At 60.8% G+C, this 22,346-nt stretch carries 24 protein-coding genes, 1 tRNA gene and 1 pseudogene; 8 read left to right on the top strand and 18 right to left on the bottom strand.

Features of this window, described 5'->3' with window-relative positions:
- Positions 1-168: 168 nt before the first annotated feature.
- The 3 genes from J3489_RS12925 to J3489_RS12935 all read right to left on the bottom strand — a co-directional run bounded on the left by J3489_RS12925 (position 169) and on the right by J3489_RS12935 (position 2,589).
- Positions 169-1,140 (bottom strand): substrate-binding domain-containing protein, encoded by a 972-nt coding sequence (locus J3489_RS12925; protein WP_374193452.1) that lies wholly within the window; start codon positions 1,138-1,140, stop codon positions 169-171.
- A 68-nt stretch (positions 1,141-1,208) separates the two neighbouring features.
- Positions 1,209-1,775, bottom strand: coding sequence for a DsrE family protein (locus J3489_RS12930; RefSeq protein WP_206998530.1), 567 nt, complete (start codon positions 1,773-1,775; stop codon positions 1,209-1,211).
- Positions 1,776-1,818: 43 nt separating this feature from the next.
- Positions 1,819-2,589: a ferredoxin--NADP reductase gene (locus J3489_RS12935; RefSeq protein ID WP_206998532.1), complete on the bottom strand. Its 771-nt coding sequence runs from the start codon at positions 2,587-2,589 to the stop codon at positions 1,819-1,821.
- Between the two features lie 311 nt (positions 2,590-2,900).
- On the opposite strand from J3489_RS12935, the gene J3489_RS12940 reads away from it, so the two are divergent.
- Positions 2,901-4,025 (top strand): TQO small subunit DoxD, encoded by a 1,125-nt coding sequence (locus J3489_RS12940; RefSeq protein ID WP_206998534.1) that lies wholly within the window; start codon positions 2,901-2,903, stop codon positions 4,023-4,025.
- 121 nt (positions 4,026-4,146) lie between these two features.
- On the opposite strand, the gene J3489_RS12945 is transcribed toward J3489_RS12940, so the two are convergent.
- From J3489_RS12945 to J3489_RS12980, 8 genes are all read right to left on the bottom strand, one after another.
- A complete protein-coding gene (locus tag J3489_RS12945; RefSeq protein WP_206998537.1) occupies positions 4,147-4,893 on the bottom strand; it encodes a cytochrome c oxidase assembly protein in 747 nt (248 codons plus the stop codon).
- Positions 4,890-5,528, bottom strand: coding sequence for an SCO family protein (locus J3489_RS12950; protein ID WP_242539993.1), 639 nt, complete (start codon positions 5,526-5,528; stop codon positions 4,890-4,892). The genes J3489_RS12945 and J3489_RS12950 overlap by 4 nt, the downstream gene beginning before the upstream one ends.
- A gap of 18 nt (positions 5,529-5,546) precedes the next feature.
- On the bottom strand, positions 5,547-7,301 hold the full coding sequence (locus J3489_RS12955) for a cbb3-type cytochrome c oxidase subunit I (protein WP_206998538.1): 1,755 nt from the start codon (positions 7,299-7,301) through the stop codon (positions 5,547-5,549).
- Entirely contained in the window at positions 7,298-7,828 is a 531-nt protein-coding gene (locus J3489_RS12960; protein WP_242539994.1) for a cytochrome c oxidase subunit II, read from the bottom strand. Before J3489_RS12960 ends, J3489_RS12955 begins: the two co-directional genes overlap by 4 nt.
- Before the next feature lie 12 nt (positions 7,829-7,840).
- Complete coding sequence (locus J3489_RS12965; RefSeq protein WP_206998540.1) at positions 7,841-7,981, bottom strand: hypothetical protein; 141 nt, start codon at positions 7,979-7,981, stop codon at positions 7,841-7,843.
- Positions 7,974-8,921, bottom strand: coding sequence for a c-type cytochrome (locus J3489_RS12970; protein ID WP_206998542.1), 948 nt, complete (start codon positions 8,919-8,921; stop codon positions 7,974-7,976). The genes J3489_RS12965 and J3489_RS12970 overlap by 8 nt, the downstream gene beginning before the upstream one ends.
- A 32-nt stretch (positions 8,922-8,953) precedes the next feature.
- A complete protein-coding gene (locus J3489_RS12975) occupies positions 8,954-9,646 on the bottom strand; it encodes a c-type cytochrome (RefSeq protein WP_206998544.1) in 693 nt (230 codons plus the stop codon).
- A gap of 265 nt (positions 9,647-9,911) precedes the next feature.
- Entirely contained in the window at positions 9,912-10,361 is a 450-nt protein-coding gene (locus J3489_RS12980; RefSeq protein WP_206998546.1) for a hypothetical protein, read from the bottom strand.
- Positions 10,362-10,621: 260 nt separating this feature from the next.
- Here J3489_RS12980 and J3489_RS12985 point away from each other — a divergent pair, with 260 nt between their 5' ends.
- Positions 10,622-11,560 (top strand): LysR family transcriptional regulator, encoded by a 939-nt coding sequence (locus J3489_RS12985; protein ID WP_206998548.1) that lies wholly within the window; start codon positions 10,622-10,624, stop codon positions 11,558-11,560.
- Between the two features lie 11 nt (positions 11,561-11,571).
- Here the strand turns inward: J3489_RS12985 and J3489_RS12990 are convergent, their stop codons facing one another.
- From J3489_RS12990 to J3489_RS13000, 3 genes are read right to left on the bottom strand one after another with little or no spacing between them, the layout of a single operon-like run.
- On the bottom strand, positions 11,572-12,387 hold the full coding sequence (locus J3489_RS12990) for a cupin domain-containing protein (protein ID WP_206998550.1): 816 nt from the start codon (positions 12,385-12,387) through the stop codon (positions 11,572-11,574).
- 24 nt (positions 12,388-12,411) lie between these two features.
- Positions 12,412-13,038, bottom strand: coding sequence for a flavin reductase family protein (locus tag J3489_RS12995; RefSeq protein WP_206998551.1), 627 nt, complete (start codon positions 13,036-13,038; stop codon positions 12,412-12,414).
- 30 nt (positions 13,039-13,068) lie between these two features.
- The gene (locus J3489_RS13000; protein ID WP_242539995.1) at positions 13,069-14,031 is read right to left on the bottom strand and encodes an amidohydrolase family protein; all 963 of its coding nucleotides are present in this window, start codon (positions 14,029-14,031) and stop codon (positions 13,069-13,071) included.
- Between the two features lie 363 nt (positions 14,032-14,394).
- Between J3489_RS13000 and J3489_RS13005 the strand changes: the two genes are divergently transcribed.
- From J3489_RS13005 to J3489_RS13015, 3 genes are read left to right on the top strand one after another with little or no spacing between them, the layout of a single operon-like run.
- Positions 14,395-14,901 (top strand): aldolase/citrate lyase family protein, encoded by a 507-nt coding sequence (locus tag J3489_RS13005; RefSeq protein ID WP_242539996.1) that lies wholly within the window; start codon positions 14,395-14,397, stop codon positions 14,899-14,901.
- Complete coding sequence (locus J3489_RS13010) at positions 14,880-15,218, top strand: hypothetical protein (RefSeq protein WP_508617094.1); 339 nt, start codon at positions 14,880-14,882, stop codon at positions 15,216-15,218. The genes J3489_RS13005 and J3489_RS13010 overlap by 22 nt, the downstream gene beginning before the upstream one ends.
- A 31-nt stretch (positions 15,219-15,249) precedes the next feature.
- Positions 15,250-16,131 (top strand): universal stress protein, encoded by an 882-nt coding sequence (locus J3489_RS13015; protein WP_255555067.1) that lies wholly within the window; start codon positions 15,250-15,252, stop codon positions 16,129-16,131.
- 179 nt (positions 16,132-16,310) lie between these two features.
- Here the strand turns inward: J3489_RS13015 and J3489_RS13020 are convergent, their stop codons facing one another.
- The 3 genes and pseudogenes from J3489_RS13020 to J3489_RS13035 form a co-directional block, all read right to left on the bottom strand.
- Entirely contained in the window at positions 16,311-17,234 is a 924-nt protein-coding gene (locus tag J3489_RS13020) for a LysR family transcriptional regulator (protein ID WP_206998562.1), read from the bottom strand.
- Positions 17,235-17,726: 492 nt separating this feature from the next.
- Positions 17,727-18,089, bottom strand: a pseudogene (locus J3489_RS13030) (porin); the annotation flags it as partial.
- Between the two features lie 374 nt (positions 18,090-18,463).
- Positions 18,464-18,739, bottom strand: a complete 276-nt coding sequence (locus tag J3489_RS13035; RefSeq protein ID WP_206998568.1) for a MerR family DNA-binding transcriptional regulator — start codon at positions 18,737-18,739, stop codon at positions 18,464-18,466.
- A gap of 500 nt (positions 18,740-19,239) precedes the next feature.
- Between J3489_RS13035 and J3489_RS13040 the strand changes: the two genes are divergently transcribed.
- From J3489_RS13040 to J3489_RS37615, 3 genes are all read left to right on the top strand, one after another.
- Positions 19,240-19,324, top strand: a tRNA-Leu gene (locus tag J3489_RS13040).
- Between the two features lie 143 nt (positions 19,325-19,467).
- Complete coding sequence (locus J3489_RS13045) at positions 19,468-20,316, top strand: tyrosine-type recombinase/integrase (RefSeq protein ID WP_242539997.1); 849 nt, start codon at positions 19,468-19,470, stop codon at positions 20,314-20,316.
- A 106-nt stretch (positions 20,317-20,422) separates the two neighbouring features.
- Positions 20,423-20,677 carry a hypothetical protein gene (locus J3489_RS37615; protein ID WP_242539998.1) on the top strand — a complete coding sequence of 85 codons (255 nt, stop codon included), beginning with the start codon at positions 20,423-20,425 and terminating at the stop codon, positions 20,675-20,677.
- A 123-nt stretch (positions 20,678-20,800) separates the two neighbouring features.
- Here the strand turns inward: J3489_RS37615 and J3489_RS13050 are convergent, their stop codons facing one another.
- On the bottom strand, positions 20,801-21,937 hold the full coding sequence (locus tag J3489_RS13050) for a porin (RefSeq protein WP_206998570.1): 1,137 nt from the start codon (positions 21,935-21,937) through the stop codon (positions 20,801-20,803).
- Positions 21,938-22,346: the final 409 nt, after the last annotated feature.

Genomic DNA, 22,346 nt, shown 5'->3' on the forward strand with positions numbered 1-22,346 from the left:
AACTCTTCCTCGCTCAATTCGCCGGACAGGCGGCGGCGAACCTGGTCGCGGTACTGCGCGACGCGCTCGTCGACGATGGTCTGATCATGCCGATCGTATTGGTACATCGTTCGCTCCATGGCGCCGCCTCCGCAATCCGCGCGAAGATGGCGTACTGTTCTCAACGCGTCACGCTGCGCCGCCCGTGTACGGCTTGAAACCATATCGCTCGAAGATGTGTAGTGCGTCGGGCGAACGGATGAACTGCAGCCAGCGCTGCGCGGCCTGCGCATGCGGCGCATGCGCGGCAACCGCGCCGGCGTATATCGCAGTGGTGTTCTCCGCTGCCGGGATGTCGACGTGGCTGACCGGATGCCCGGCCTGCTCCTGGAACATCGCCTCCGACTGCCACGTCACGCCCGCCTGCACCTTGCCCTGCATGATCCACAGTGGCGTCTGCCGGTGATGGATGTGGGTGAGCATCGTCGTACCGTCGGTCACTTTCGTGCCGTACACCGTATCGACGAGCGCGTCGCCGCCCGCGTGCGCGAGCGAAGTCTTGATCTGCCGCGCAATGCCCTCGAACTCCGGGTTCGGCATCGCGAGGCGCACGTCCGGCCGGCCAAGATCAGCCAGCCCCGTGATGTGCGCCGGGTTGCCCTTCGGCACCATGATGGTCAGCGTATTCGTCACATACGGCGTCGCCGGTGCCTTCAGGAATCCGGCATCGATCTGCTTCTGCACGGCCTTCAGGCCCGCAAGGTACACATCGGGCTTGACCGGCCACGTCATGTTGCCGACCGTGACGGTGCCCCGGTTCTCCATCTGCTTGACGAGCAGCCCGGGCGGAATCGTTTCCCAGTACACCTGCCCACGATATTCTGGATACTTGTCTTCGAATGCGTGGACGAGTGGCGCCATTGCGAAGAAATAGTTGCCGCCCACATACAGCGCCAGCGCCGGATGCACCGGATCGCCGTGAAAGTCCGCGAGATTGTCGGCGTCGGGCTCGGTGAATTCGAGTCCGCGCTGCGCGACGTCGTCGTTCGCACCGTGCTGCCAGGGCGGCGACACGCTCTGCGATACCGCCGCAGGCGCGGCCGCCTCACTGGCTCCGGCAGAACCGGACGCATGGGCGAGCGGCGCGCCAAGCACGCACATCGTGCTGATGACGCATGCGAGAAAAGTCTTGTTGAATGAAGGCATGTCGATCACTCTCGTAGCGATAATCAAAGCGGCATCAGGACGTAGCCCTGCGACTCGAGCGTCGTGACCGTCGTCAGGCCCGAGAGTGCCGGCGTGATGTCCGAGGCAACCCAGTCATAGTTGAAATGGTGCTCGGCTACGGCCTGCCCACACACGGCCACCGTTACGCCGGCCTTCTTCAGCTCCGCGATCAGCGGCAGGTTCGGATTAGCCACGCCGTACGCCGCGCGGTAGTGCGCGTCGTCGAGCACGAGCGGAGTCGCTGCGCCGTACGCGACGGCGACGAACTTCAGATGCGACAGCGGTACACCCGCAGCCGCATACAGATTGACGGTTCTGGCGACGTGGTCCAGCGCCGGATCGACGGCATCCGGGGACTTGGCAGCCTGCGTCATTGCAAACACTATTTTGTACGTCTGATCCGCTCGCGGCTTGAACGCGGCGTCGGGCAGAAAATGTATCGGACCGTAGCCCTGAATCGTCGGCGTACTCCAGAAGCCTTGAGGTTCGCCCTGCTGGGCATGGGCCGCAAACGACACCGCCGTGGCGGCAATCAGCGTGGCGGCGGCAATCGACTTGATGACTTTCATGGATGTTCCAATCAATTGGACATAAGGATTAGCGGCACGTCGTTCACGAAGCAAACGCGCGCTCGACAACGTAGTGACCGGGCGACGATTGACTACCCTCCTGAAGCCCATACGCTTCGAGCAACGCGCGCGTGTCCTTCAGCATCTGCGCGCTGCCGCACAGCATCAACCGGTCATGCTCGACGGAAAGCGGCTCCACGCCGAGGTCGCCGAACAGCTTGCCGTTAGCGATCAGATCGGTAATCCGCCCACGGTTCGCGAAGTCCTCACGCGTGACGCTCGGGTAATAGATCAGCTTCTCCCGCACGAACTCGCCGAGAAACTCGTCCTGGGGCAGCGTTTGCGTAAGGTAGTCGCGATAGGCGAGCTCACGCACATTGCGGCACGTATGCGTGAGGACGATCCTTTCATATCGGCCGTAGACCGACGGATCGCGGATGACGCTAAGAAACGGCGCGAGCCCCGTGCCTGTCGAGAGCAGCCACAGCGTCTTGCCGCGCAACAGATTGTCGACGATCAGAGTGCCGCTCGGACGCTTGCCGATCAGGATCGGGTCGCCCTCCTTCAAATGCTGCAGGCGTGAGGTCAGCGGACCGTTCGGCACCTTGATGCTGAAGAACTCGAGATCTTCTTCGTAGTTCGCGCTCGCGATGCTGTACGCGCGCATGAGCGGCTTGCCTTCGACCTCCAGACCGACCATGGTGAACTGTCCGTTCTCGAAACGAAATGACGTATTGCGAGTGCAAGAGAAACTAAAAAGCGAGTCCGTCCAATGCCGAACGGAGAGAATTGTCTGGGGTTCGAAGTTGCTCATGATGATTCGATGGAGGATCAAACACGTCGCGGTTCATGACCGTATGGGCTGCAGTGTATGGAACGATGTTTGCCGCGAAAAATACATTGATGGCATCGCGGCCATCACTTCAACGCATACCGGAACTTGCGATGAGTGAGCTTTCGGGAAGCTGAATAATAAAAAGGCATCGCGCGAATGCCTTCAAAGTATTTTTAGCGGTCCGCGTTGACCGATACGCTGTCGCCACGTTCCCAAGGGCGGGCGACAGTTCCCGCCCCAAGGTTCGAACTGGGCCTTTCAACCAACACTCTCATTTCACGGATACTGCAATGAGTACGATTTCCATTCAAAGCACAGCGCGTAGGGCGGCCGACGACGATCACACCCGCTCCGCACTGGAGCAGCGCGCAGGGCGAATTGCCGCACTATCATTGATTTCGGTTCGCGCCATTCAGGGGTTCATCTACTGGGGCGGCGGCTCGCGCCGGTTCATTTACGCACCGAGCAAGCTCAACCCAAATGCCACGCACTGGATGGCGAACAAGTTCCAGACGGCCATGCCTGGTGCAATCCTCGGCATGAGCCACGTCATCAGCTACATGCTCCATCACTTCGTTCTGCTGTACGCCGGCGTGATTCTCTTCAGCGCAGCCGAGCTGATCGTCGGGTTGATGCTGATGATGGGTCTCTACACGCGTGCCGCAGCGCTCGCGTCGATGGGCTTCTCTGTCGTGCTGATGCTGATGTTCGGCTGGCAGGGTGCCACCTGTATCGATGAATGGACCATGGCCGCATGCAACCTTGCGATGGGGGCGACGTTGTTCCTCGGCGGCGGCGGCGCATACGCGCTCGACAATGTCCTGGTGAGAAACAAGCCGCAGCGCGCCGAGAGCAAGCTGTTCCGTTGGGCCTCGGGCAGCCTGCCGCTGCCGCTGACCGATATCGGCTTCCGCAAGCTTGCACTCGTGGCGGTGGTGCTCGTGGTCGTGTTCGATGTGGGCACCTACAACTACTATCGCGGCTCGGTATTGACGCCGTTCCATAGCGGCCCGGTGAGCCCGACCGCCCATCACGTCACGCTGAGCGACGCGACAATCAGCGCCGAGGGCGATGTGCACTTCCACGCAACGCTCGACGCGGGTACGCCTGAGGCACCCGCTCACATCGTGCGCGCCGCACTGCTCGACGCGAACAACACCCCCGTCGCTCAATGGAACGCCGAAGCGCTCTCGAAGTTGCCCAAGTCCGCCTTCTCGAACGACTACGCCTATAACAGGTTTGGTCCGGGACCGTTCGGATTGCGGGCGGCAATGGGGGCGGCGTCCTACATCACGCTGCCGCTGCCGGCTGGACATACCGCAGACGCCTCACATGCCGTCAAGCTGCAACTGACGGATGTAGACGGCCGCGTGTTCTCTGTGCCAATAGGGCGCGCGGTTGGCTCCGGCCGTTAAGTTTGCCTGGCGTCTGCCGCCCTGCCGCGAGGTCCGATTCGAGCAGCCAGCGCATGGCCCTTTCGCGCGCTGGCAACGACACGGGTAAAAGGGGCGAAATCTTCGCCGGCAGCGGGTCGCTTCAAGATTGAAGCACGGGCATATTCAGCTGCGTCAGTCGCCAGGCGCCCGCTAGCTGCAACGGAAAACCCATCGTCAGCATGACGAAGCCGGCCCAATGCTGGTCGGCGAGCGGCGAAATATTCCATTGGCAAACGACGTCGACGTAGGGCATGTAGAGAATATCGGCCGACACCATCCACACAGTAGCGACTGCCATCATCGGTAACGAACCGGCGAGCGCATACAAGCCCGATTGCCAGTCGTATCGAAACGTGCGCAGGCTACCTGACAGTTGAGCCCAGAACATCAGGCCCGAAAGAAGTTCGAGCAGGCCGAGCGGCGCGCTGAAGAGCGCATTCGCTAGCGCGGGTTCGAATATGCCCGGGAGGCTGACCATCACGGAAAACGTCGTGAACACGGTCATGCCAACCCAGGGGTCGAGCAGCCAGCCTGCCAGACCGCGAGCCGGCGCAGGTGCAGCCGTGCCGCGCCAGCGCGACCTTTGGGCAGCGGGACCCGACATCAGCAGCAGCGGAGGCACCCATTGATTGAGCAGCATCAGTGACGCGCTGTAGCTGGCCATCGACCCCAACGGATCGCGCAAGCCGAGTACGGAGCCTGCCATGCAGGCCCCCGCCGCAAGTCCGGCAAGCGCATGGCGCCAGTGCCAGCCCCTGCGAGCGACGCCGGCGATGCCTATCACCGGAACCATCCCACTCGCGCACAGCCAGACCACAAGCGTGGACGCATTCCAGTCAGCTTTCATGTTTTATCTGCGGCAGACGCGTGCAACACGCGCAGAATGTCGTGCGCCATGGCGCGGGGGTCGGCAAGTTGCGCATACCCGTAACGAACCCGGATTCGTCCTTCGGGGTCGACCAAGGTGACGACGGAGGTATGGTCGATGAAACGGCCCGTCTCGGCAGATCGCCAATGGATCCCCCAGGCACGGGCCGCCTCGGCGACTTGCTTCGGCGTTCCCGTCAGCCCCAGAGGGGTCGGCGTGAACGCAGCAAGATACGCCTGCAACAGTGCAGGCGTATCGCGCTGGGGATCGAGGGTGACGAAGAGCACCTGCACGTGAGCCGCCTGCGCACCAAGCTGATCGAAGATCGGGTGCAGCGCCGCCAACGTCGTCGGACAGACGTCCGGGCAATGCGTGTACCCGAAGTAGACCAGCACCGCACGGCCCCGTAGCGAGGGCAGCGTGAACGCCCGGCCGTCATCGTCCGGCAGAGCGAGCTCCGGTGCCCGCCGCGCGGCGACCGGCGTCCCCTCGAATTCCGCCTTCCTGCCCAAAACGGCGTAGCCCCAAAGCATCGCCAGCAGGCCTGCAAGCACCACGCTCGCCCTCAAGGCCGAACGCCATATCGACCGCGAGCGGATTGGCAGGCAGGGCATCGGTATCTCCTGGCCTTGTTACCAGAGCATCCAGCCGGGCGCATGGATCACGTGCCCCATGAACGACCAGAAGATCGGCAAATAGGCGGCCAGCATGACCACGAAGGCGAACAGCGACCACCAGCCGACCGGTTCGAGCGCCCGGGCAGTCGGCGACTCATGCTCGTGCTCCGCCGGCATCGCCGGCTCGGCCGCGTCGAGCGCATAGCTTTCCCGCCTGCCGAACGCCTGGGCAAAGGGGATCAGCACCCGCGCTTCCCGTCGTGCTCCGGCAAAGAGCGAGCCGAAGAACACAATATAGAAGCAGGCAATGGCCACCCACAGGATGATGCCGCCCAGCGCCACCAGCGCGAGCGGAACATGCGCGGTGCCATAGAGCGCGTCATAGGCGGAAGACGGCAGCTCCGAAACCCATGCCCGACGGGGCACCCCATAAAGGCCGGCCCACAGCATCCCAAACGAGAAAATCAGGATTCCTGCAAACCAGGCCCAGACAGCGGCAAGCGCGAGGCGCCGGCTGATCAGTTCGCGACCGGTCAAGTGCGGCACCATCCAGAACGCAATCGACATGAACGTCATTGCGGTGACGCTGCCGACGGTCAAGTGGAAATGGCCCGGCAAAAACGTCGTGTTATGCACCACGGAGTCGAGTTGCCAGCTGCCGTTCACGATGCCGCTCGCGCCTCCGAGAATGAAGGTCGTTGCGGCCAACACCTGACCCGCCACGCTGGGATCGCGCCACGGAAGCGCCTTGAACCATCCGAACAAGCCCCGGCCTCCCCGCAGCCTTCCCGCGTATTCGAGCGACAGGCCAATCGTGAAGGCCGTTATCAGGCTGGGCAAGGCGACGGACATCGTCAACACCGTCAGAATGCCGCGCCAGACGTTCGAAAAACCCGGGTCCTGGAACTGGTGATGGCTGCCGACCGGGAGCGAGAAGACCAGCAGCAGGACGAAGGTCACGCGCGCCATCGGGTCGGATACCAGCTTGCCCCCGGCCTGCTTCGGCAGCAGGCCGTACCACGACACGTAGGCCGGCATGAGCCAGAAATACACAATCGGATGGCCCGTGAGCCAGAACAGCGTACGACTGATCAGCGGGTCGACGGTGTCGATCATCCCCAGCGCCCAGGGATCGAGCTGCAGCACAAGTTCCAGCACGATCCCTATCGCCGAAAGCACCCACATCGACATCGTGATCAGACTCATATAGGTCACGAGCGGCGTGATCCGGCCGGGATTGTGCTGTTTCCAGCGTTTCCGCATCCCATGCAGGACGGGAAGCGGGAACACGCTGCCGAAGCCAAGCAAGGTCATGCCGAGATAGAACCAGGGGCTCCCTTTCAGCGGCGGATAGAACGTCCAGAGAACGCTGGAGGAGTTGTCGAACATCGCCACGACCAGCATGACCGTACCCAGCGCCATGCAGCCGAAACCTGCGCGCCACAGGAACAGGTTCGGTGTCAGCCCGAGCTCGCGCGAAGGCAGATAGACAAGCAGTCCGCAGGTCACGAAGAACGTGAACACGTAGCCGTTGAGGACGCCGTGTATGGTCAGCCCCTGGTAGTAGGTCTGCAGCAGCGGCCGCAGGAACGGATACGCGTCGACGCCGCTGTAGTTAAGTGCCTGAAAAGGGCCGATGGTGGCGCCGATCATCAGTGCGGAAAAGCCGGTCACGAGGAACGCCAGCATCGTGCGTTGTGCCGGGGTCATTCGCGGCACCGATACAGCCGGCGCGCTCGATACCGGCGAGGACGGGAAGACGGCGCTCATGACTTGTCCTTTGGATCGACGATGATGCGGCCGATCATCGAATGATGTTCGATGCCGCAATATTCGTTGCAGATGATGTAGTACGTTCCTGCGCGATCGAACTTATATTCGACCTTTCCTACCGCGCCCGGCATCGCAGTGACATTGATGGTGGTTCCCTGGAGCTCGAAGCCATGCAGCACGTCCGTACTGGTGACGTAGAACGTCACCTGTGCGCCCTCTTTGACATGAACGACGCCGGGCGACCAGGCCCAGGCATGGCCGACCATATAGACGGCGTAACTGTTCGAGCCGGTCTGCACCACCTTGCCTTCGCGGAAGGCTGGATCGTCCATGACCGCGTCAGGTCGGCGAAGGAACGAAGTCCCTCGGGAAACGAGGCCGTAGTCGAGTACCACAAAGAACATGGTACCGACCAGCAGCACGGCAAGCATGGCCAGCACGATAAAGACCCACGCGCGCTCATGCTGCTGCGCGGCCCGATGGAAGGCATCCTCAAACGCCTCTTCCGATGAAATGAGATTCAAGAGCTCCCCCCTTTAGCTTCTCGCTAGAAATACCATCGATACCAGCAACCAGGCTGCCAGCACCGTTGCGATCAGGAAGCCTCCTACCACCCAGGTGCCCACCGGCTTGACCGTTTCACAGCTCTGCGGCTCGGCGTCGTTGCGCTCACTCATGATGGACCTCCGGTTTGGGCGATACGACAGCTGTCGTGGACACCGCCGGAACCGTCCCCGATGGCGGCGTATGCGCCGGGTCGCCCAGCAGGACGCCGTCCACCGTCATCCCGTACATGGACGATTTCGAGTTGTGGTACTTCTTGCGCGTTTGCGCGACGTCACCCGTAAAGCGGGGATCCTGCGGCCGGACCTGGCTGTCGATGTAGGCGGCCACATCCCATGCCTGCTGGACAGTCAGCGAACCGCCGAGCCCCAGCGGCATATTTGCCTTGATGAACGCGGCGGCATTGTTTATCCCCGCCATGCCGGCACCCCAGTTATATGACCGCGCCCCCCAAAGCGGCGGAAACGTCACGTGCCCGCCGGAGGACTTGCCCTCACCGTTGGCGCCGTGGCACATGGCGCAGTTCTGCGCATAGACCACCATGCCGCGCTGATAATCCGCGGGCTTGTCCGGCTTCGGCAGCTTCGGATAGCCACGCCCTTGAATCGACATTCCGGTGGGCGCGCCCTTGGCGAGAAAGTAGGCGTACGTCTCCAGCGCGACGAGCGTGGGATCGCCGAGCGCCGGAGCCTTGCCGTTCATGCTGAACCGGAAGCAGCCTTGCAGCCGCTCGGCCAACGTGTTCACGTGACCATTCTTGCTCCGATAGGCCGGATACGAGATGTACGCGGCCCAGAGCGGCGCCGAATTGGTTAACCGTCCGCCCGCAAGATGGCAGTTGACGCAACTGAGCTTGTTGCCGACGAACGCCGGTGCGTATTTTCCTGGATCGTGAAAGATCTTCTCACCTTGCCTGACCACGTCGCCGAACTGATCCTTAGGGATGGCAGAGTCCGGCGGAGGCCGGAAGCCTGCGGACTGTGCGGCGCTCCCGTCTCCGCCGAAATGGCGGGCAGCCCGAGTTCCCGCCCAGATTGCGGCGGCCGCGATCATTAGGACTACAGTTGTCACGCCGACTCGTTTCATCATTGTTTGTCTCCATTCGAACTGGCATTGAGCGGGACAGGCAGCGTCGCGACGTACGACGCGAGTGCTTGAATGTCCAGGTCGCTCAAGTGTGCCGCCTCGGCTCGCATGAATTTCCCGGTCGCGCCGCGCAGTGAACCGGATCGCCATTGCTCGAGCTGGCGCACGGTATACCCCGGAGATTGCCCCGCGAGCGGCGGCGAAAAGCCGTCGACGCCGAGCGCCCGAACGCCATGGCACTGCGCGCAGGCCGGCGTACGGAACGCACTGATCCCGCGCTCGTAGATGTCCTTGCCATGCGCGAGCAATTCAGCCGACGCCGCACGCGGTGCGGTGTCGGCAGGCTGCGGAGCCTGCGATGCGAAATAGCGGGCCACGGCCTGTCTTTGCGACGCATCCAGCCGCTTCGCGTAGGGCGCCATGATGACGCTGTCGCGCTCGCCGTCGGCGAAATAGGCCAGCTGCCGCTCCAGGTAATCGGCAGGCAAGCCCGCCAGCCTGGGAATACCCAACGCCGGTTGACCGGCGCCGTTGGCCGCATGACAGGCTGCGCAACTCGCATGTCCGTGTTGATCGCCCATTTCGACGATGCGCTGCCCCGATTGCATGACGCCCTCGTCAGCGACCGCTGACTGGAACCAGAGAGACAAGCCCAGCAGTACCGCAGTACACGCGCGCCGGTTGATGGTCATCGTAGGCCCCCGGCACAAATAGTGCTATTTCGAACGTTGTATTGAGCGCGTTGTTTCATTACTTTGAATGTCGTTGCCCGTTTGCACTGCGAACACGTCGAAGCCGCAGCGGGCGAGATGGGCAACTGATCGCACACAGCCTGCCGTTCCCGCCATGGCGATTGTAGGAAGCGCGCTGGTTCCGTCACGTCAGTCGGATAGTTCCACTAAACATTCAAGGAACCCTCAACGGTGCATACAAATCGGCGTGCGTCACTGAGCGTCGTTACGATCCGAAATAAACGGTTGCATTCAGCCTGTCGAGCGTCCCGTCTTTCTCGTCCTGAACGAGTTGGTTATAAACGTCGCGCCTCGTAAGGCCGTGTTGCGCTTGAACCGTCGCAACGCCCGAAGCCTGTTGATCCGTGGGGCCTTGCGCTTGCGCGACGACCGCATTGCCCGCGCTGACCTGTGAATCTGCCGCATGGGCGACAACGGAACCCAGCGAAGCTGCGAGCACGATAGCGACGGGAGCGAGGCGGGAAAGAAGTTTGATCATGACAATTCCTTGCACTGGTTTAAGCGATCTGCAGTCCACGACTGCATGGCTTGCAGTGTAAGGAGCGACTTCGGTTCCGAAAAATACAATGATGGCATTGATGCCATTACTTCGACTTATGCCTGCGCCTGACACGTCGCCACAATCATTTCTATAGACGCCGCAAACGAAACGCATCGCGTGTGCGCCCCCGCGATCCATTTTTCGGCGTGACCGGGTTGACGGGTCGCAATGACGTTGATGATGGGTGAGCCGCCCTAACCCGCGCTAATCGCTGACATACGCGGAAAGCATGGCACGCATATCAGTATTGTATTTTTGCTGCGGCGATGACGTCCCTACACTCCACTCCTTGTCGCGAAAGCACTCTCGATCGCGACGCCCCCGATGCGGGCGTCAAATCGAACACGCCTGCATTAAAGGCCCGGTTAGGCACCATGGACTACATCCAATCAATCAGAGCTTTCGTTACCGTTGTTCGCTTAGAGAGCTTCACCAAGGCAGCTCGCCAACTGAACCTCTCGATCGCATCCCTTTCGCGTGCCGTCAGCAGCCTTGAGTCGCATACCCAGACTCGGCTCGTCAACCGCACGTCCAGGCATGTGTTGCTGGCTCCTGGCGCACGCGACTATTTCGATGTGTGCGTCGACGTCCTCAACCGGCTTCACGAAGGCGAGCAACGCCTCTTAAGCGATCGCGTCGAAGCAAAAGGCGTGTTAAGGATTGCGGCACATCCGATGGCGATCGAGGCTGGTCTCGCGCAAGTCATCAGCGAGTATCAGGGCAACGCACCTGAAGTCGGTCTTTCGGTCAGCACGCACACCACCCCATTGCGTCTGGATGACGACGGGTACGATGTCGCCGTCTACCCGCCGGAACTGATCCTCGATGCAGAAGCGGTCTGCCGGCGTCTCATATGCACGCCCATCGCGCTGGTAGCCAGCAATACCTATTTGCAGCGAAATCACGGCAATATTTCTCAAGGCGACCTGTCCGGCCACATCATCGTGTCTTGCCAAGGTGACACCGACACGGACAAAGCGATACGGATCGAGATGAACGGAAAAGTCGCCGAGCTGAAACCCGAGAGCGTCCGAATGAACATCGGCGAATCGATGGCGATTCGATTGGCGCTGTCCGGCTTCGGCTTAGCGCTACTTCCCGAGCTTTTGGTGGCACAGCATCTAGCCGACGAACAGCTCCGGCTTGTCTTTCCTGGCGGCCGATTGATCAGAAAACCGGCTGCGCTTGGCGTCGCATACGTTCGTCAACAGACGATACCGCGCCGCACACGCAATTTCGTCGACGCGTGCGTGCTTTTCTTTGGCTCTCAAGGCAACGCGAATTCCCGAGCATCTGTCGGACTTGCCGCCTAGCAAATGCACGCTCAACCGCGCGTGTAATCGGCCGAATTGGCGACCCATCCCTTGTCGATGAAGTCCTTGCGCGGCGGCGAGAACACGTCGATCAGCAGATGGCGGCCCGCGCCGACGCCTTCGGTGGTGTGAATCAGATGAACCGGGACCGTGATCATCGAAGAAGGGCCTGCTTCGAGATGTTGATCGTCGCGCCACTGGTTCGCATCGGCACCCCATTGCACCCGCAGGTGATGGACGAAATGCCCATGAATCGCGAGCGAGCCCTGTTCAAAATCCGCGTGGCTGTGCGGGCTGAGGTTCGAACGGTCCCGCGCATCCTGATACTCGACCCAATTGATGCTGAGCGTGTCCGATTGCAGCATCTTTAGGCGCGGCTTGTCCGCTGGCGGCTGGATGCTGTCGATGCCGATCACCTGCAGCTCGCCGTTGCCGCGCGTGCGCCGATAACCGGCATCGCTGCCGACTATGCGCGCGTCAGGCGACGCATAGTCGTGTTCGTTGCAAGCGGCGCCGGGCGCGAGGTCGTCGCGCGACGACGCGATCAGCACCGCGCGGCCGCCGTCCTTCGGCTGCACGGTAATTTCGCCCGCCGGCAGCACGCAAACGCTGCGGCCCGGCACGGACTGCACGGCTCTTTGTCCGACGCGGACCTCGGCGCCGTCTTCGGCAAGCAGCAGCAGCATTTCGTACGCACTGTGCGCTTCGAAGGCCGTGCCGTCGCCTTGCAGCCATTGCACGAAGAAGTTCTGGCCGCGCGCCACGGTGCCGGGCGCGAGATTGTAGACGGCGGTTTCCCTCACGCCGGTATCGATCGGAGTCGTCATGTCGTGCTCCTTCGTTATTGGGGGTTAGTCGCGCCGCGGACTCGGGCGGCCGAGCACGTCCATGCGGCCGACGGTCGCGTAACGGTTACCGTCCAGGCGGGTCAGCGGATCGGTGCGGGCCGTATCGAAGCGGCCGTCCGCATCGACGTAGCGTTCGTCCAGATGCACGCCGACGATGCGCCCGAACACCACATTGCTGAACGTTTCGCCGGGCCCGGTCGGCTCGATGTCGACGATCCGCAGCAACTTGCACTCCATGCTGGCCGGTGAGACTGCCACGCGCGGCGGCTTCACCATCACGCTCGGCGCCTTGTCGAGCCCGGCCAGTTCGAACTCGTCGGCGCCGTACGGGGCGTTCATCGAACTGAGATTCATTTGCTCCCGCAGATCCCAGGTTACGAGATTCGTGACGAATTCGCCGGTTTCGCGCACGTTGACTATCGTGTCCTTCTCGTGGCGGTCGGCCGGCGCGTTGCACGAAAAGATCACCACCGGCGGCGCGGTCGAGACGAGATTGAAATGCGAGAATGGCGCGAGATTCACCTGCCCCTTGCCGTTAATCGTGCTGATCCAGCCAATCGGGCGGGGAGCGACGATCGCATTGAACAGCGTGCGCTTGAAGCCGGGCGTGGCCGCCGGGTCTAGAAACATCGTCATCTCCTTAGCTGACTCGGGTTGTGCTTAGCCGCGCACGCCGCCTTTCACGAATGCCGTCTTCCCCGTTTCGTAGAGGACGGCGTGGCGCTCCGCGTCGGTCAGCAGCGCGGTGGCGTCGAGCATGCGCTGCACCATGTCCTGGTACGTGCCCGACGACGTGCCGATATCGGAACCCCACATGACGCGTTCGGCACCGAAGATATCGACCGCCCGGCGCAGCACTTCATGCGCCGGCGTATTCGTCTCGCGGTAGATGTCGAGGTTGATCGAGGTGAACTTGAAGAAGAGATTTGGCTCGGCGGCGAGCGGTACGTAGCGCGCGTCGAAGCCATAGTTGTCGTCTTCGACTTCCGGTTCGAGCATGTGATCGAGCACGACCCGCACGTTCGGGAAGCGCCGCGCCAGTGCGATGATGGCTGGCACCGACGGGCCGCCGCCGCCGATCGCCAACACTTCCAGATCCATCACGATGCCGTATTCGTCGGCCACCGCCCACGTCTGCAGCGCGCGCGGCGAATCCAGCCACGGCATGGTGCCGTCGGCTTCGCGCCCGCCGAACAGACGCACCCCTGCGAGGCTGTGTTTCGCGATGTACGAGCGCACCAGCGCTGGCGTGCCTTCGTCTTGCGCATCGAGAATGACGACGGCAGAAAATACCTCAGGATACTTGTCCGACGAGTCGAGGATGTAGCTATTGTCGTAGCGGTAGATCATCCGCTTCTGCACCGCCACCGCGCCCTCGACGCACGCTTCCCGCATCCACGGCAGCATGCGCGAAACGTCCGGCACTTCGTTGAGCGGATTCGGGCCGTGCTTGCCGCCCGGCAGACCGACCACGCCGGGCAGGCGCGGCGGCGCATTGGGCGAGCGCTTCATCGGATTGCGCGGGTAGCGCGTCTGGTCGTCAGCCACGAGGTGTGCGTGCGAGTCGAACAGTTTGACGTGCTGACCGCCTGGGGAATTCGCGTGGTTCTGCATGGAAGGCATTTCGTCTCCAAAGAGGTACGGGTTGCGCAAAGGCGCCTGTCGGCGCGTGCCCCATTCGACACCCCGTATGGTTCCACGTGTACCCCGGCGCACCAAGCGCGTTTCCACAACTTTTCGCAGCGCGAAAAGTACAGGTCGCCGGCGACCCCAAAAAAAATGCAAAGGCTAGCTTTGATTCCGAGATGCGAAATCTTCAGGAATTCCGCTTGGATGGCGAGATCGGCGCGACTTAGTATTGCTCGCCGTGGACCGGACCTCGTCCGGAGCTGAGCCAATTACACAAAAACCAGCGCGGCGTCGCGCGATTGCGCGTCGCTCAACCCATCCGCGTCTTGACGCGGGGCTTCCTTTTCGCTTTCAACCATGCCGACAATAACCACGCACGACACCTCCACGCACCAGATCGGCACCTTCGTCAAAACGGGCGCGCCGCAGATCATTGAGATTCTCGGCGGCGCAGGTCTCCACTTCGCTGTGGTCGACGCCGAACATGCGCCGTTCGACCGCGCCACGCTCGACATTATGGTGATCGCTGCGCGCTCCGTGAATCTGCCGCTGTTCGTCCGGATTCCCGACATGAACGTCGCCACGATTCAGTCCGCGCTCGATCTGGGCGCATCAGGACTGCTGGTTCCGCACGTCGATTCCGCCGACGAGGCGCGCACGCTGGTCGCCCGCACGCGTTTCATCGACGGCGAACGCGGCTTCTCCAGTTCGCCGCGCTTCGCCGGCTACGGCGCGATGGGCATGCAAAAAGCAGTCGCCACCGGCAACGGCACCGTCGTCATGTGCCACTCGCGCAGGCGGGCGACAACTACCGCGCCACCGTGCTCGAAGCGTTTCGCCAAGTGGAGGATCAGCTCGTGCTGACCGGCAAGCTCGCGACCGAGTCCGCCCAGGAGCACACCGCGTTGCAGGCCGCACTCAAGGCGCAGGACATCTCGATGAGTCTCTATACCGACGGTCTCGACAACTATCTGAACGTCACGGTCGCCCAGATCGCTGCCCTGACCGCCCAGATTGCCGAGGTGCAAGTCCAGACGCGGCGCCTGCAGGCAGCCGTGGCGCTGATCGGTGCGGCTGGGGGCGGATGGAGCAAGGCCGACCTGCCCACCGAGGCGCAAACGGTCCCTTTCAGTCCGCTACGCCTGCGCACCGCCCAATCGGATGTGCATGAGCCGCAATAGCGCGGGACTTTCGTTCGACAGGAACTGACATATGGCACTCAGGAACGTACTGGTTCACGTGGACGCGAGCGAATCCGGCAAGTTGCGCCTGGCGATGGCGATACGCCTTGCCGTGCGCCACGGTGCGCGGCTCACTGCGCTCTATGTGCGCGAATACAGCATCGCTCAGGCGCAGCGGCTGAAAAGCTCGGAGTTGGGGCTGGTGTCCGGCAAGCAGGCCGATGCACTCAGTCAAGACATCGAGCAGGAGCTCAACGCGCACGCGGCTGAGCTACAAGTCCTGCTCGGCGAACACGGACACGCCTATGGCGTGGAAACCGTCTGGCAATGTATCGAAGGACAGGCAAGCCGGGTCGTCCCGCAGTACTCGCGCTACGCCGACCTCACGATCGTCGGCCACGATACCGACGAAGACCCCGACTTGCCCGACGAATACTCCTTTGCCGAGGCCATGCTGTTCTCCATTGGGCGGCCATTGCTGATCGTTCCTCCGTCAGGCGAACTGCCGGAGGTCAACTGCGCGAACGCGACGCTCGGGCGCCATATTGCCGTCGCCTGGAACGGCAGTCGTGCCTCGGCGCGTGCGCTCTCCGATGCGTTGCCGTTGATCGGGCGAGCAGAGCGCACGACGGTGCTGCTGGTCGACGCGCCTGGGCTGTCGCGCCCCGACCGGCTGCCCACCGCGACTGTTCTCGACCATCTGCGCCGGCACTGCCCGAACGTGCATGGGCATTCGCTGCCGGTCGTAGATGGTCCGGTCGGCGAACTGCTTCAGTCGGCCTCTCTCGAACAGGGCGCGGACCTCCTCGTGGCGGGCGCCCATGGACGGGCCGGACTGTGGGAGAAAATGCTCGGCAGCGTCACCCGGGATCTGCTCGGCCACATGCATCTGCCGACGCTTTTGTCCTGTTGAGACGGCGCGCAGTGCGCAGAGCCCGGCGTGCGCTGGAAGGTCAGAACCGGTGACGCAGGCCCCCCGTGGGGCAATACAGGTTTAACCGCGAAAACGAAAAGCCTTAGTACGCACGAAGTCACGCGCGATCAGCTCATCGTCCTCGATCGTCAGTACCTTTGCCATGTTTCGAAGCTTTCTCAGGCGACAGCACGCAGCGCGACCGGCTTTTCGGGCGCACGATACCGGTTCACGGTGAAATCGATGAAGCTGCGGATCTTTCTCGACAGGTTATTGCGGCCGGAATAGAGAATCGAAATCTGGCGCGGGCCGCCTTTCACTTCGAATTGCTTGAGCAGCAGCACGAGCGTGCCGCGCGCAACATCGTCCGCCACCAGCGGCGCCGCCACCAGTGCAATGCCGATGTGATTCAGTGCCGCCATGCGAACCATCGCGCTGCTCGTTGCGCTGATGCCGCGCCCGGTGCAGACGCGACAGACGCCCTTCGCACCGCTGAACTCCCACATGCGCGGCGAACCGTTCGATACCGAAAGTAGACTATGGCCGTTCAATGCAGATGGATCGCGCGGGGCGCCATGCCGTGCAAGATACGTGGGCGACGCGACGACCACTTCCTCCACGCTCGTCAGGCGGCGGCTCACGAGCGTCGAGCGGGCGAGTCGCCGGTCATCCGAGAAGCACACATCGAAAGCGCCTTCGACGATATCGATTTGCCTGTCGTACGTCGTCACGTCGAAATCGATGCGCGGGTGCAAGGATCGATATGACGCGAGCAACGCGCCGAGGCCAGCTTCAACGAACGTCATCGGCGCCGCAATCCGCAGCGTACCACTCGGGTCGCGCGTGGCCTGGACGAGATTGGATTCCATCTCGTCCAGCTTTTCGATGACCGTGCGGCAGCCGTCCAGATAGTCTTTGCCGATTTCCGTCAGCGACGGGCTGCGCGTCGTGCGATTCAAAAGGCGCATGTTCAGATGCGCTTCCAGCATGCCGACACTGCGCGTCACCGCCGCCGTCGATAAGCCTAGCTGTTGGGCAGCCAGACTGAAGCTACCCAGATCGACCACACGTGTGAACACCCGCATTGCTTGTAGCTGATTCATGTTCTTTCTGACACAGGGGAAGCGCAATAGCGTGCATCATGGACGACGGCGATTAAATTCCATCTGCCGGGCTCATTAAGAAGCTGTTGCGAAATTGTTTAAGAAGTGGCTTTAGTTGTCGCCAGCAAATAAGTGAACATGCGAGCGACAGGAAAGCCTCCTGCACATTGGAATATCGTTCATAGCGAATTTTCTGGCGTCTAAAGGAGTGAAGTTTGATCACGACAATTCATTACACTGGCTTTAGCGATCCGCAGTTCACGACTGCATGGCTTGCAGTGTAAGGAGCGACTTCCGTTCCGAAAAATACAATGATGGCATTGATGCCATTACTTCGACTTATACCTGCGCCTGACACCTCGAATTTGCAGCATTGCTGCTCAACCTCGACTCGAGCGCCGCCAAGCAGGTTTTGCCCGCCGCCACACCCATCGTGCAACACCGGCAGGGATTATCGAAGCGCGGACCGGCGGCCGGCCGAAACCTGGCTGGTTAGAACCGGTGGCGCATCCCAAGGGCCACGACGACTTGCTCATTGCCCGATGCGGGCGTCAGATTGAACACGCCTGCATCAAAGGCCGGGTTGCCCCCACCGCCGCTGACGTGCTGATAAACACCTTCAAGATAGATATCGGTCCGCTTCGACAACAAGTAGTCCGCCTGCCCCATCACCTGGTTCCAGTGCGGATTGAGCGTCCCCGTCGACGACTCGAAGCGACCCATCGTGTACGTATAGGATGCGCCCAGACTGAACGTCGGCGTCACGAAATAACGCCCGTCAACTTCGACGTTGTCGAATTTGAGGTTGTTTCCGGTCAGTCCGACGATGCCGCCGCCCTGCCAGATGCCCGTGATCGTCAGCCACAGTAAAGCTGGATTGCGTTTTCCGTAACCATCTTTCACAAAACGTTAGCAGAGCCATGTCACGGAGCTCTCATGGACCTGGCGAACAGGAAAAGCTATTTTTAGTGACCTTTAAGCCGCTCAAACAAAACGATTTCGCTTATGACCGCTCCCCTCTTCGTTCCTTCCGTTCGCCGTATCTATAGAGACCGATTCATCGATGCAACATTATTCCGAGTCGAAGAGCGCAGAGCCGCGCGGCCTGAGGCAATTCTTTTTATCCTCGCCCGCAGGTCCCGAATCAGCACTACTGCTCTGCACCTGCGTGCCAGCGTGAGCGTCGTCGTCGCCGGCAGCGTCGGCATCTGCGTAGTGATCCTTATTATTTAGAAGGATGGTCGATACGCGAAGCGACGGCGCATGCACCGTCGGTCAAGAATCGCCAGTCGGGTACCGCTGGAGCCTTTGTCGCCGGCCGGACGCCTCACGCGCAAAGCAACGGCGCGGCTGCCGTGTATAACGGCAAAACGGCCGGCGGGCTCGGCGTATACCTGTCGGCCGCCCTTCTCGGTGGTCTGCGGCAACAGCAACCCAAGACGCACATAAAAGCGCACCGTCTCACGTGAGAGGCCCGTCTCGCGGGCCAATTCCGAAATCAGCATTGAGCGCGATGGCAACTCGCGTGCGTTCGCTCCCTTGCGGTTTGATTGGTTTGAGCGTATCCGTTTCGAGCGCCCTGACCACCTGTATGTGCCTCAAAAGTGCTTCGCCCGCAGGCGTGGGCGCCGCGCCATCGCGCACCAGCAACGGCAATCTGCAGACGAATCAATCTTTCCCTATTTCGAAACTACATATAAGCAACACTTCGCCTCTCGACAGTCAAGCCACACGTACGAGATCATTGCGTATACAAGTCCATGCATGGCGCACATGAAAGTAAATTTATTCTTTATTAATCAATATATTACATGTCATATTCGAGTCCTCTCTTGGCACCAAGACTTATATAAGGCCGGCGTAAGCCGGCCTTATTCATTTCCCACGCCAATGAGCGAAACGCATGAGCACTGTGTGCGAGCCTGGCTCCCTCCTCGTCAATAATTCACTTTCCCAATTGACACTTTCCGCCATCACCTTAGAATAGCGGTCTAGCTTGAAGCAAGCCCAGGTGGCGGAATTGGTAGACGCACTAGTTTCAGGTACTAGCGGGTAACTCCGTGGAGGTTCGAGTCCTCTCCTGGGCACCAACAGCAGTTCCGGAAAAAGCCGCAGAAGTCCGAGAAACCCCGTAAGATCAAGGTCTTACGGGGTTTTTTGTTTCCGCCGATAGCTGCCATGGACCGGTGGCATCGACGATTTTTGCGTATACACGGAATCGAGGTGCCAGGCCATGCCAAAACGCGTCGAACCGAAGTCCGAAGTTGCATTTCGCGTCGCCAAACCGCGCGAGCGCCCCTACCTGCTCGCGGATGGGAATGGGCTAGCCTTACGCATCTGGCCGGACGGTAGCAAAACGTGGCTGCTCCGCTACCGTCGCCCAGGCACGGGGAAGGAGAACTTCCTCAGCCTTGGCCCCTACCCCGAGGTTCCGCTTGTCGAAGCCCGCAAATCTGCCGCGATCGCTCGCAACTTTGTTCGCGAGGGTACGGATCCTGTCGCGCTCCGCAGAGCCGAATCCGCTGCGCGAAAACGTGCTGCCGAAGGCGCGTTCCATCTGGTTGCCGAGAATTGGCTTGCGTTCAAACGCAAGGAGTGGGTCGACGAGACCTATCGAAAAGCGGAATTCGTGGTACGGCAATACTTGATCCCGCCACTTCGCAACAAGCCGATCTCGCAGCTCGCGACATCGGAGGTCAAACCGATACTGGAAGGAATAGCGGCGCACGCGCCCAACCTCGCAACCAAGGCGCGCCAATACGTGGGCGGTATCGTGACCTACGCAATCCACCATAGTCTGAGAGACGACGGCATGCCATTGTCGCTGCGCGGCGTCATCCCGAGACACAAGAAAGGCCACATCCCGGCGATAACGAAGCCTACCGAAATCGTCCCGCTCGTGAAGGCCATCGATACTTACAAGTCGCCGACTACCAGGGCGGCTCTGAAGCTAACTATGCTCACCGGTTTGCGCCCCGGAGTGGTCGCAGCGGCTCCATGGGACGAGATCGACCTGGACGCGGCCGAGTGGCACGTCGCCGCAGAAAGAATGAATACACGCCCACATTGTGCCGCTACCTAAGCAAGCTGTAGCCACGCTGAAAGCGTCGCAGGCACTCACCGGCAAAGGTGGCTACGTGTTTCCATCCCCGGCCCGTCAAGGAACTCCTCACCTGCATCGAGATGCGTTGAGCAAGGCATTGCGAGAAATGGGTTTCCAAGGGAGACACGCGACGCATGGGTTTCGCGGCATGCTTCGTACGGTGGGAAGAGAACGACTGGGAATAGATATCGACGTGCTGAAAGCACAGCTCGCCCACGCGAAACGTGGCGATGTACAAAAGGCCTACGACAGAACGACCCATGATGACGATCGACGCCGAGTTATGCAGGAGTGGGCCGATTACATTGACCAGCTGTGCAAGGTGGCAACCAACAAGTAATCAAGCGTCAGATCCTCAATGCGGTCTAACACTGTTGCTTCCCGGTCGCTCTCGCTTTAAACCATCACAACCGGATCTCCTACACTCATTCCGAAGACCATGCGGCCTTGTTCCAAGGCCATTTCAAAACCGGTGCCTAAGACCAACTCGCGCAAGCGTCTGCACATGGGTACTCGATTCCTGGCCGGCAACGCCCTGATAGATATCAGCCTTCGCCCCGCCCGATGCCCGCTGAAACACACTCATCGCGTAAACATCCGTTCGCTTGGAAAGGTTGTAGTCAACCATGAGGTTAAGCTGATTGTATTTAGGCCTCGCGTCGTTAAAGTCGACCTTGCCCATAGTGAACGTGTACCCCCCTTGTACACTGAACGCTTCGGTCAAGTGATACTGCCCCCACACTTCGTAGTTGGCAAACGAAACAGTATTACCCCTCACTCCACTCGCATTCTGAAACCTCACATCGGTGACGTCGGCGCCGATACGCCCTTGTCCGATGACGTACGTTCCTCCTAAAGCGAACGTCTGCATGTTGCTGGGGGAGCCAACGTAGCCGAACGCCCCCACTCCATTGGAAACGCCAGGCTTGCCGTTCGGTTGAAAGTTACCGTCGACGAACTGGCTGGAGGGATTCTTTGCGAAAAAGTACGCTGCGCCCAGGTAGAGCCCATCGCTGGCATAGCTCAACCCGCCAGATATGGTGCTGTTTTGCCCGAAGCTGCCGGCAACGCCACCGAAGGCATACATCGCCTCGAGGGTAAGCCCGTGCCAGGCAGGCGATACATACTTCGCCGCGTTGTTGACGCGAAAGCCGTTGTTGGTGTTGTCGATATCGCTCGGATGCGAGAAAAGTGCGCCGAACGAATTGAACGCGGTCGGCTGAATTACGTCAACCAAAGGATCATACTGCCGGCCCAAAGTCACCGTTCCAAACGAAAAATTCGAAAGACCTACGTATGCCTGGCGACCGAACTCGGAACCGCCCTGGCTAATCTTCCCCGTGAAGACGTTGAAGCCGTCTTCCACCTGAAAAACGGCACGAGTGCCTCCGCCGAGATCTTCGGCTCCTTTTAGTCCCCAACGGCTGCCCTGCGCGATGCTGCTTTGAGCCTGCCATAGGCTATGGCCGGCGGAGTTGTTCGTGAACGTAATCCCGGCATCAACGATGCCGTACAACGTAACACTACTCTGCGCCTGAGCCGTTTGCGCGCTCAGGACGAGACACGATGCCGCCCACAATGCCACCCGCGTTTTTTTCAACTTTGTCTCCAAACTCTATATATGTAGTTTCTCTATAGGAAACCATCGAGCATCCTATAGAGCAAAAAAAACTATATGTTGCATTCGAGGATGTAGCGGCCTCCGTTGTAATCCGTCGAATAAACCAGCGCCTCTTCATCGACAAAAACGTCACAGTTAAACACTCTGATACCCGCGTTCTGGAAGGTCGCGAAGATGAAATCCGAACTCACGAAGCTTCCGGGAAGGTTCTCGTGAAGGTGGTTGTGAGGCCCGAAGTGTTCGCCTTTCGCCCTATAGTCAATTGCTCCGCGAATTCTCCTGTAGTAGAGCTAAACATCACTACCCCGTCATCTCCATTGTTCGCCATAACCGTCTCGCCCCCAGGCCTTAACCCGATTCCGCGCGGACCAACGATCTTCGCGCCGCA

The organism is Trinickia mobilis, from assembly GCF_017315705.1.
Taxonomy (GTDB): Bacteria; Pseudomonadota; Gammaproteobacteria; order Burkholderiales; family Burkholderiaceae; genus Trinickia_A; species Trinickia_A mobilis.

Bases quoted from the DNA above. Each gene is read 5' to 3' on its own strand.
- J3489_RS12925 (WP_374193452.1), bottom strand. From the start codon at position 1,140: ATGTGCGTGCTTGGCGCGCCGCTCGCCCATGCGTCCGGTTCTGCCGGA.
- J3489_RS12930 (WP_206998530.1), bottom strand. From the start codon at position 1,775: ATGAAAGTCATCAAGTCGATTGCCGCCGCCACGCTGATTGCCGCCACG.
- J3489_RS12935 (WP_206998532.1), bottom strand. From the start codon at position 2,589: ATGAGCAACTTCGAACCCCAGACAATTCTCTCCGTTCGGCATTGGACG.
- J3489_RS12940 (WP_206998534.1), top strand. From the start codon at position 2,901: ATGAGTACGATTTCCATTCAAAGCACAGCGCGTAGGGCGGCCGACGAC.
- J3489_RS12945 (WP_206998537.1), bottom strand. From the start codon at position 4,893: ATGAAAGCTGACTGGAATGCGTCCACGCTTGTGGTCTGGCTGTGCGCG.
- J3489_RS12950 (WP_242539993.1), bottom strand. From the start codon at position 5,528: ATGCCCTGCCTGCCAATCCGCTCGCGGTCGATATGGCGTTCGGCCTTG.
- J3489_RS12955 (WP_206998538.1), bottom strand. From the start codon at position 7,301: ATGAGCGCCGTCTTCCCGTCCTCGCCGGTATCGAGCGCGCCGGCTGTA.
- J3489_RS12965 (WP_206998540.1), bottom strand. From the start codon at position 7,981: ATGAGTGAGCGCAACGACGCCGAGCCGCAGAGCTGTGAAACGGTCAAG.
- J3489_RS12970 (WP_206998542.1), bottom strand. From the start codon at position 8,921: ATGATCGCGGCCGCCGCAATCTGGGCGGGAACTCGGGCTGCCCGCCAT.
- J3489_RS12975 (WP_206998544.1), bottom strand. From the start codon at position 9,646: ATGACCATCAACCGGCGCGCGTGTACTGCGGTACTGCTGGGCTTGTCT.
- J3489_RS12980 (WP_206998546.1), bottom strand. From the start codon at position 10,361: ATGCGTTTCGTTTGCGGCGTCTATAGAAATGATTGTGGCGACGTGTCA.
- J3489_RS12985 (WP_206998548.1), top strand. From the start codon at position 10,622: ATGGACTACATCCAATCAATCAGAGCTTTCGTTACCGTTGTTCGCTTA.
- J3489_RS12990 (WP_206998550.1), bottom strand. From the start codon at position 12,387: ATGACGACTCCGATCGATACCGGCGTGAGGGAAACCGCCGTCTACAAT.
- J3489_RS12995 (WP_206998551.1), bottom strand. From the start codon at position 13,038: ATGTTTCTAGACCCGGCGGCCACGCCCGGCTTCAAGCGCACGCTGTTC.
- J3489_RS13000 (WP_242539995.1), bottom strand. From the start codon at position 14,031: ATGCCTTCCATGCAGAACCACGCGAATTCCCCAGGCGGTCAGCACGTC.
- J3489_RS13005 (WP_242539996.1), top strand. From the start codon at position 14,395: ATGCCGACAATAACCACGCACGACACCTCCACGCACCAGATCGGCACC.
- J3489_RS13015 (WP_255555067.1), top strand. From the start codon at position 15,250: ATGGCACTCAGGAACGTACTGGTTCACGTGGACGCGAGCGAATCCGGC.
- J3489_RS13020 (WP_206998562.1), bottom strand. From the start codon at position 17,234: ATGAATCAGCTACAAGCAATGCGGGTGTTCACACGTGTGGTCGATCTG.
- J3489_RS13035 (WP_206998568.1), bottom strand. From the start codon at position 18,739: ATGCTGATTTCGGAATTGGCCCGCGAGACGGGCCTCTCACGTGAGACG.
- J3489_RS13045 (WP_242539997.1), top strand. From the start codon at position 19,468: ATGCCAAAACGCGTCGAACCGAAGTCCGAAGTTGCATTTCGCGTCGCC.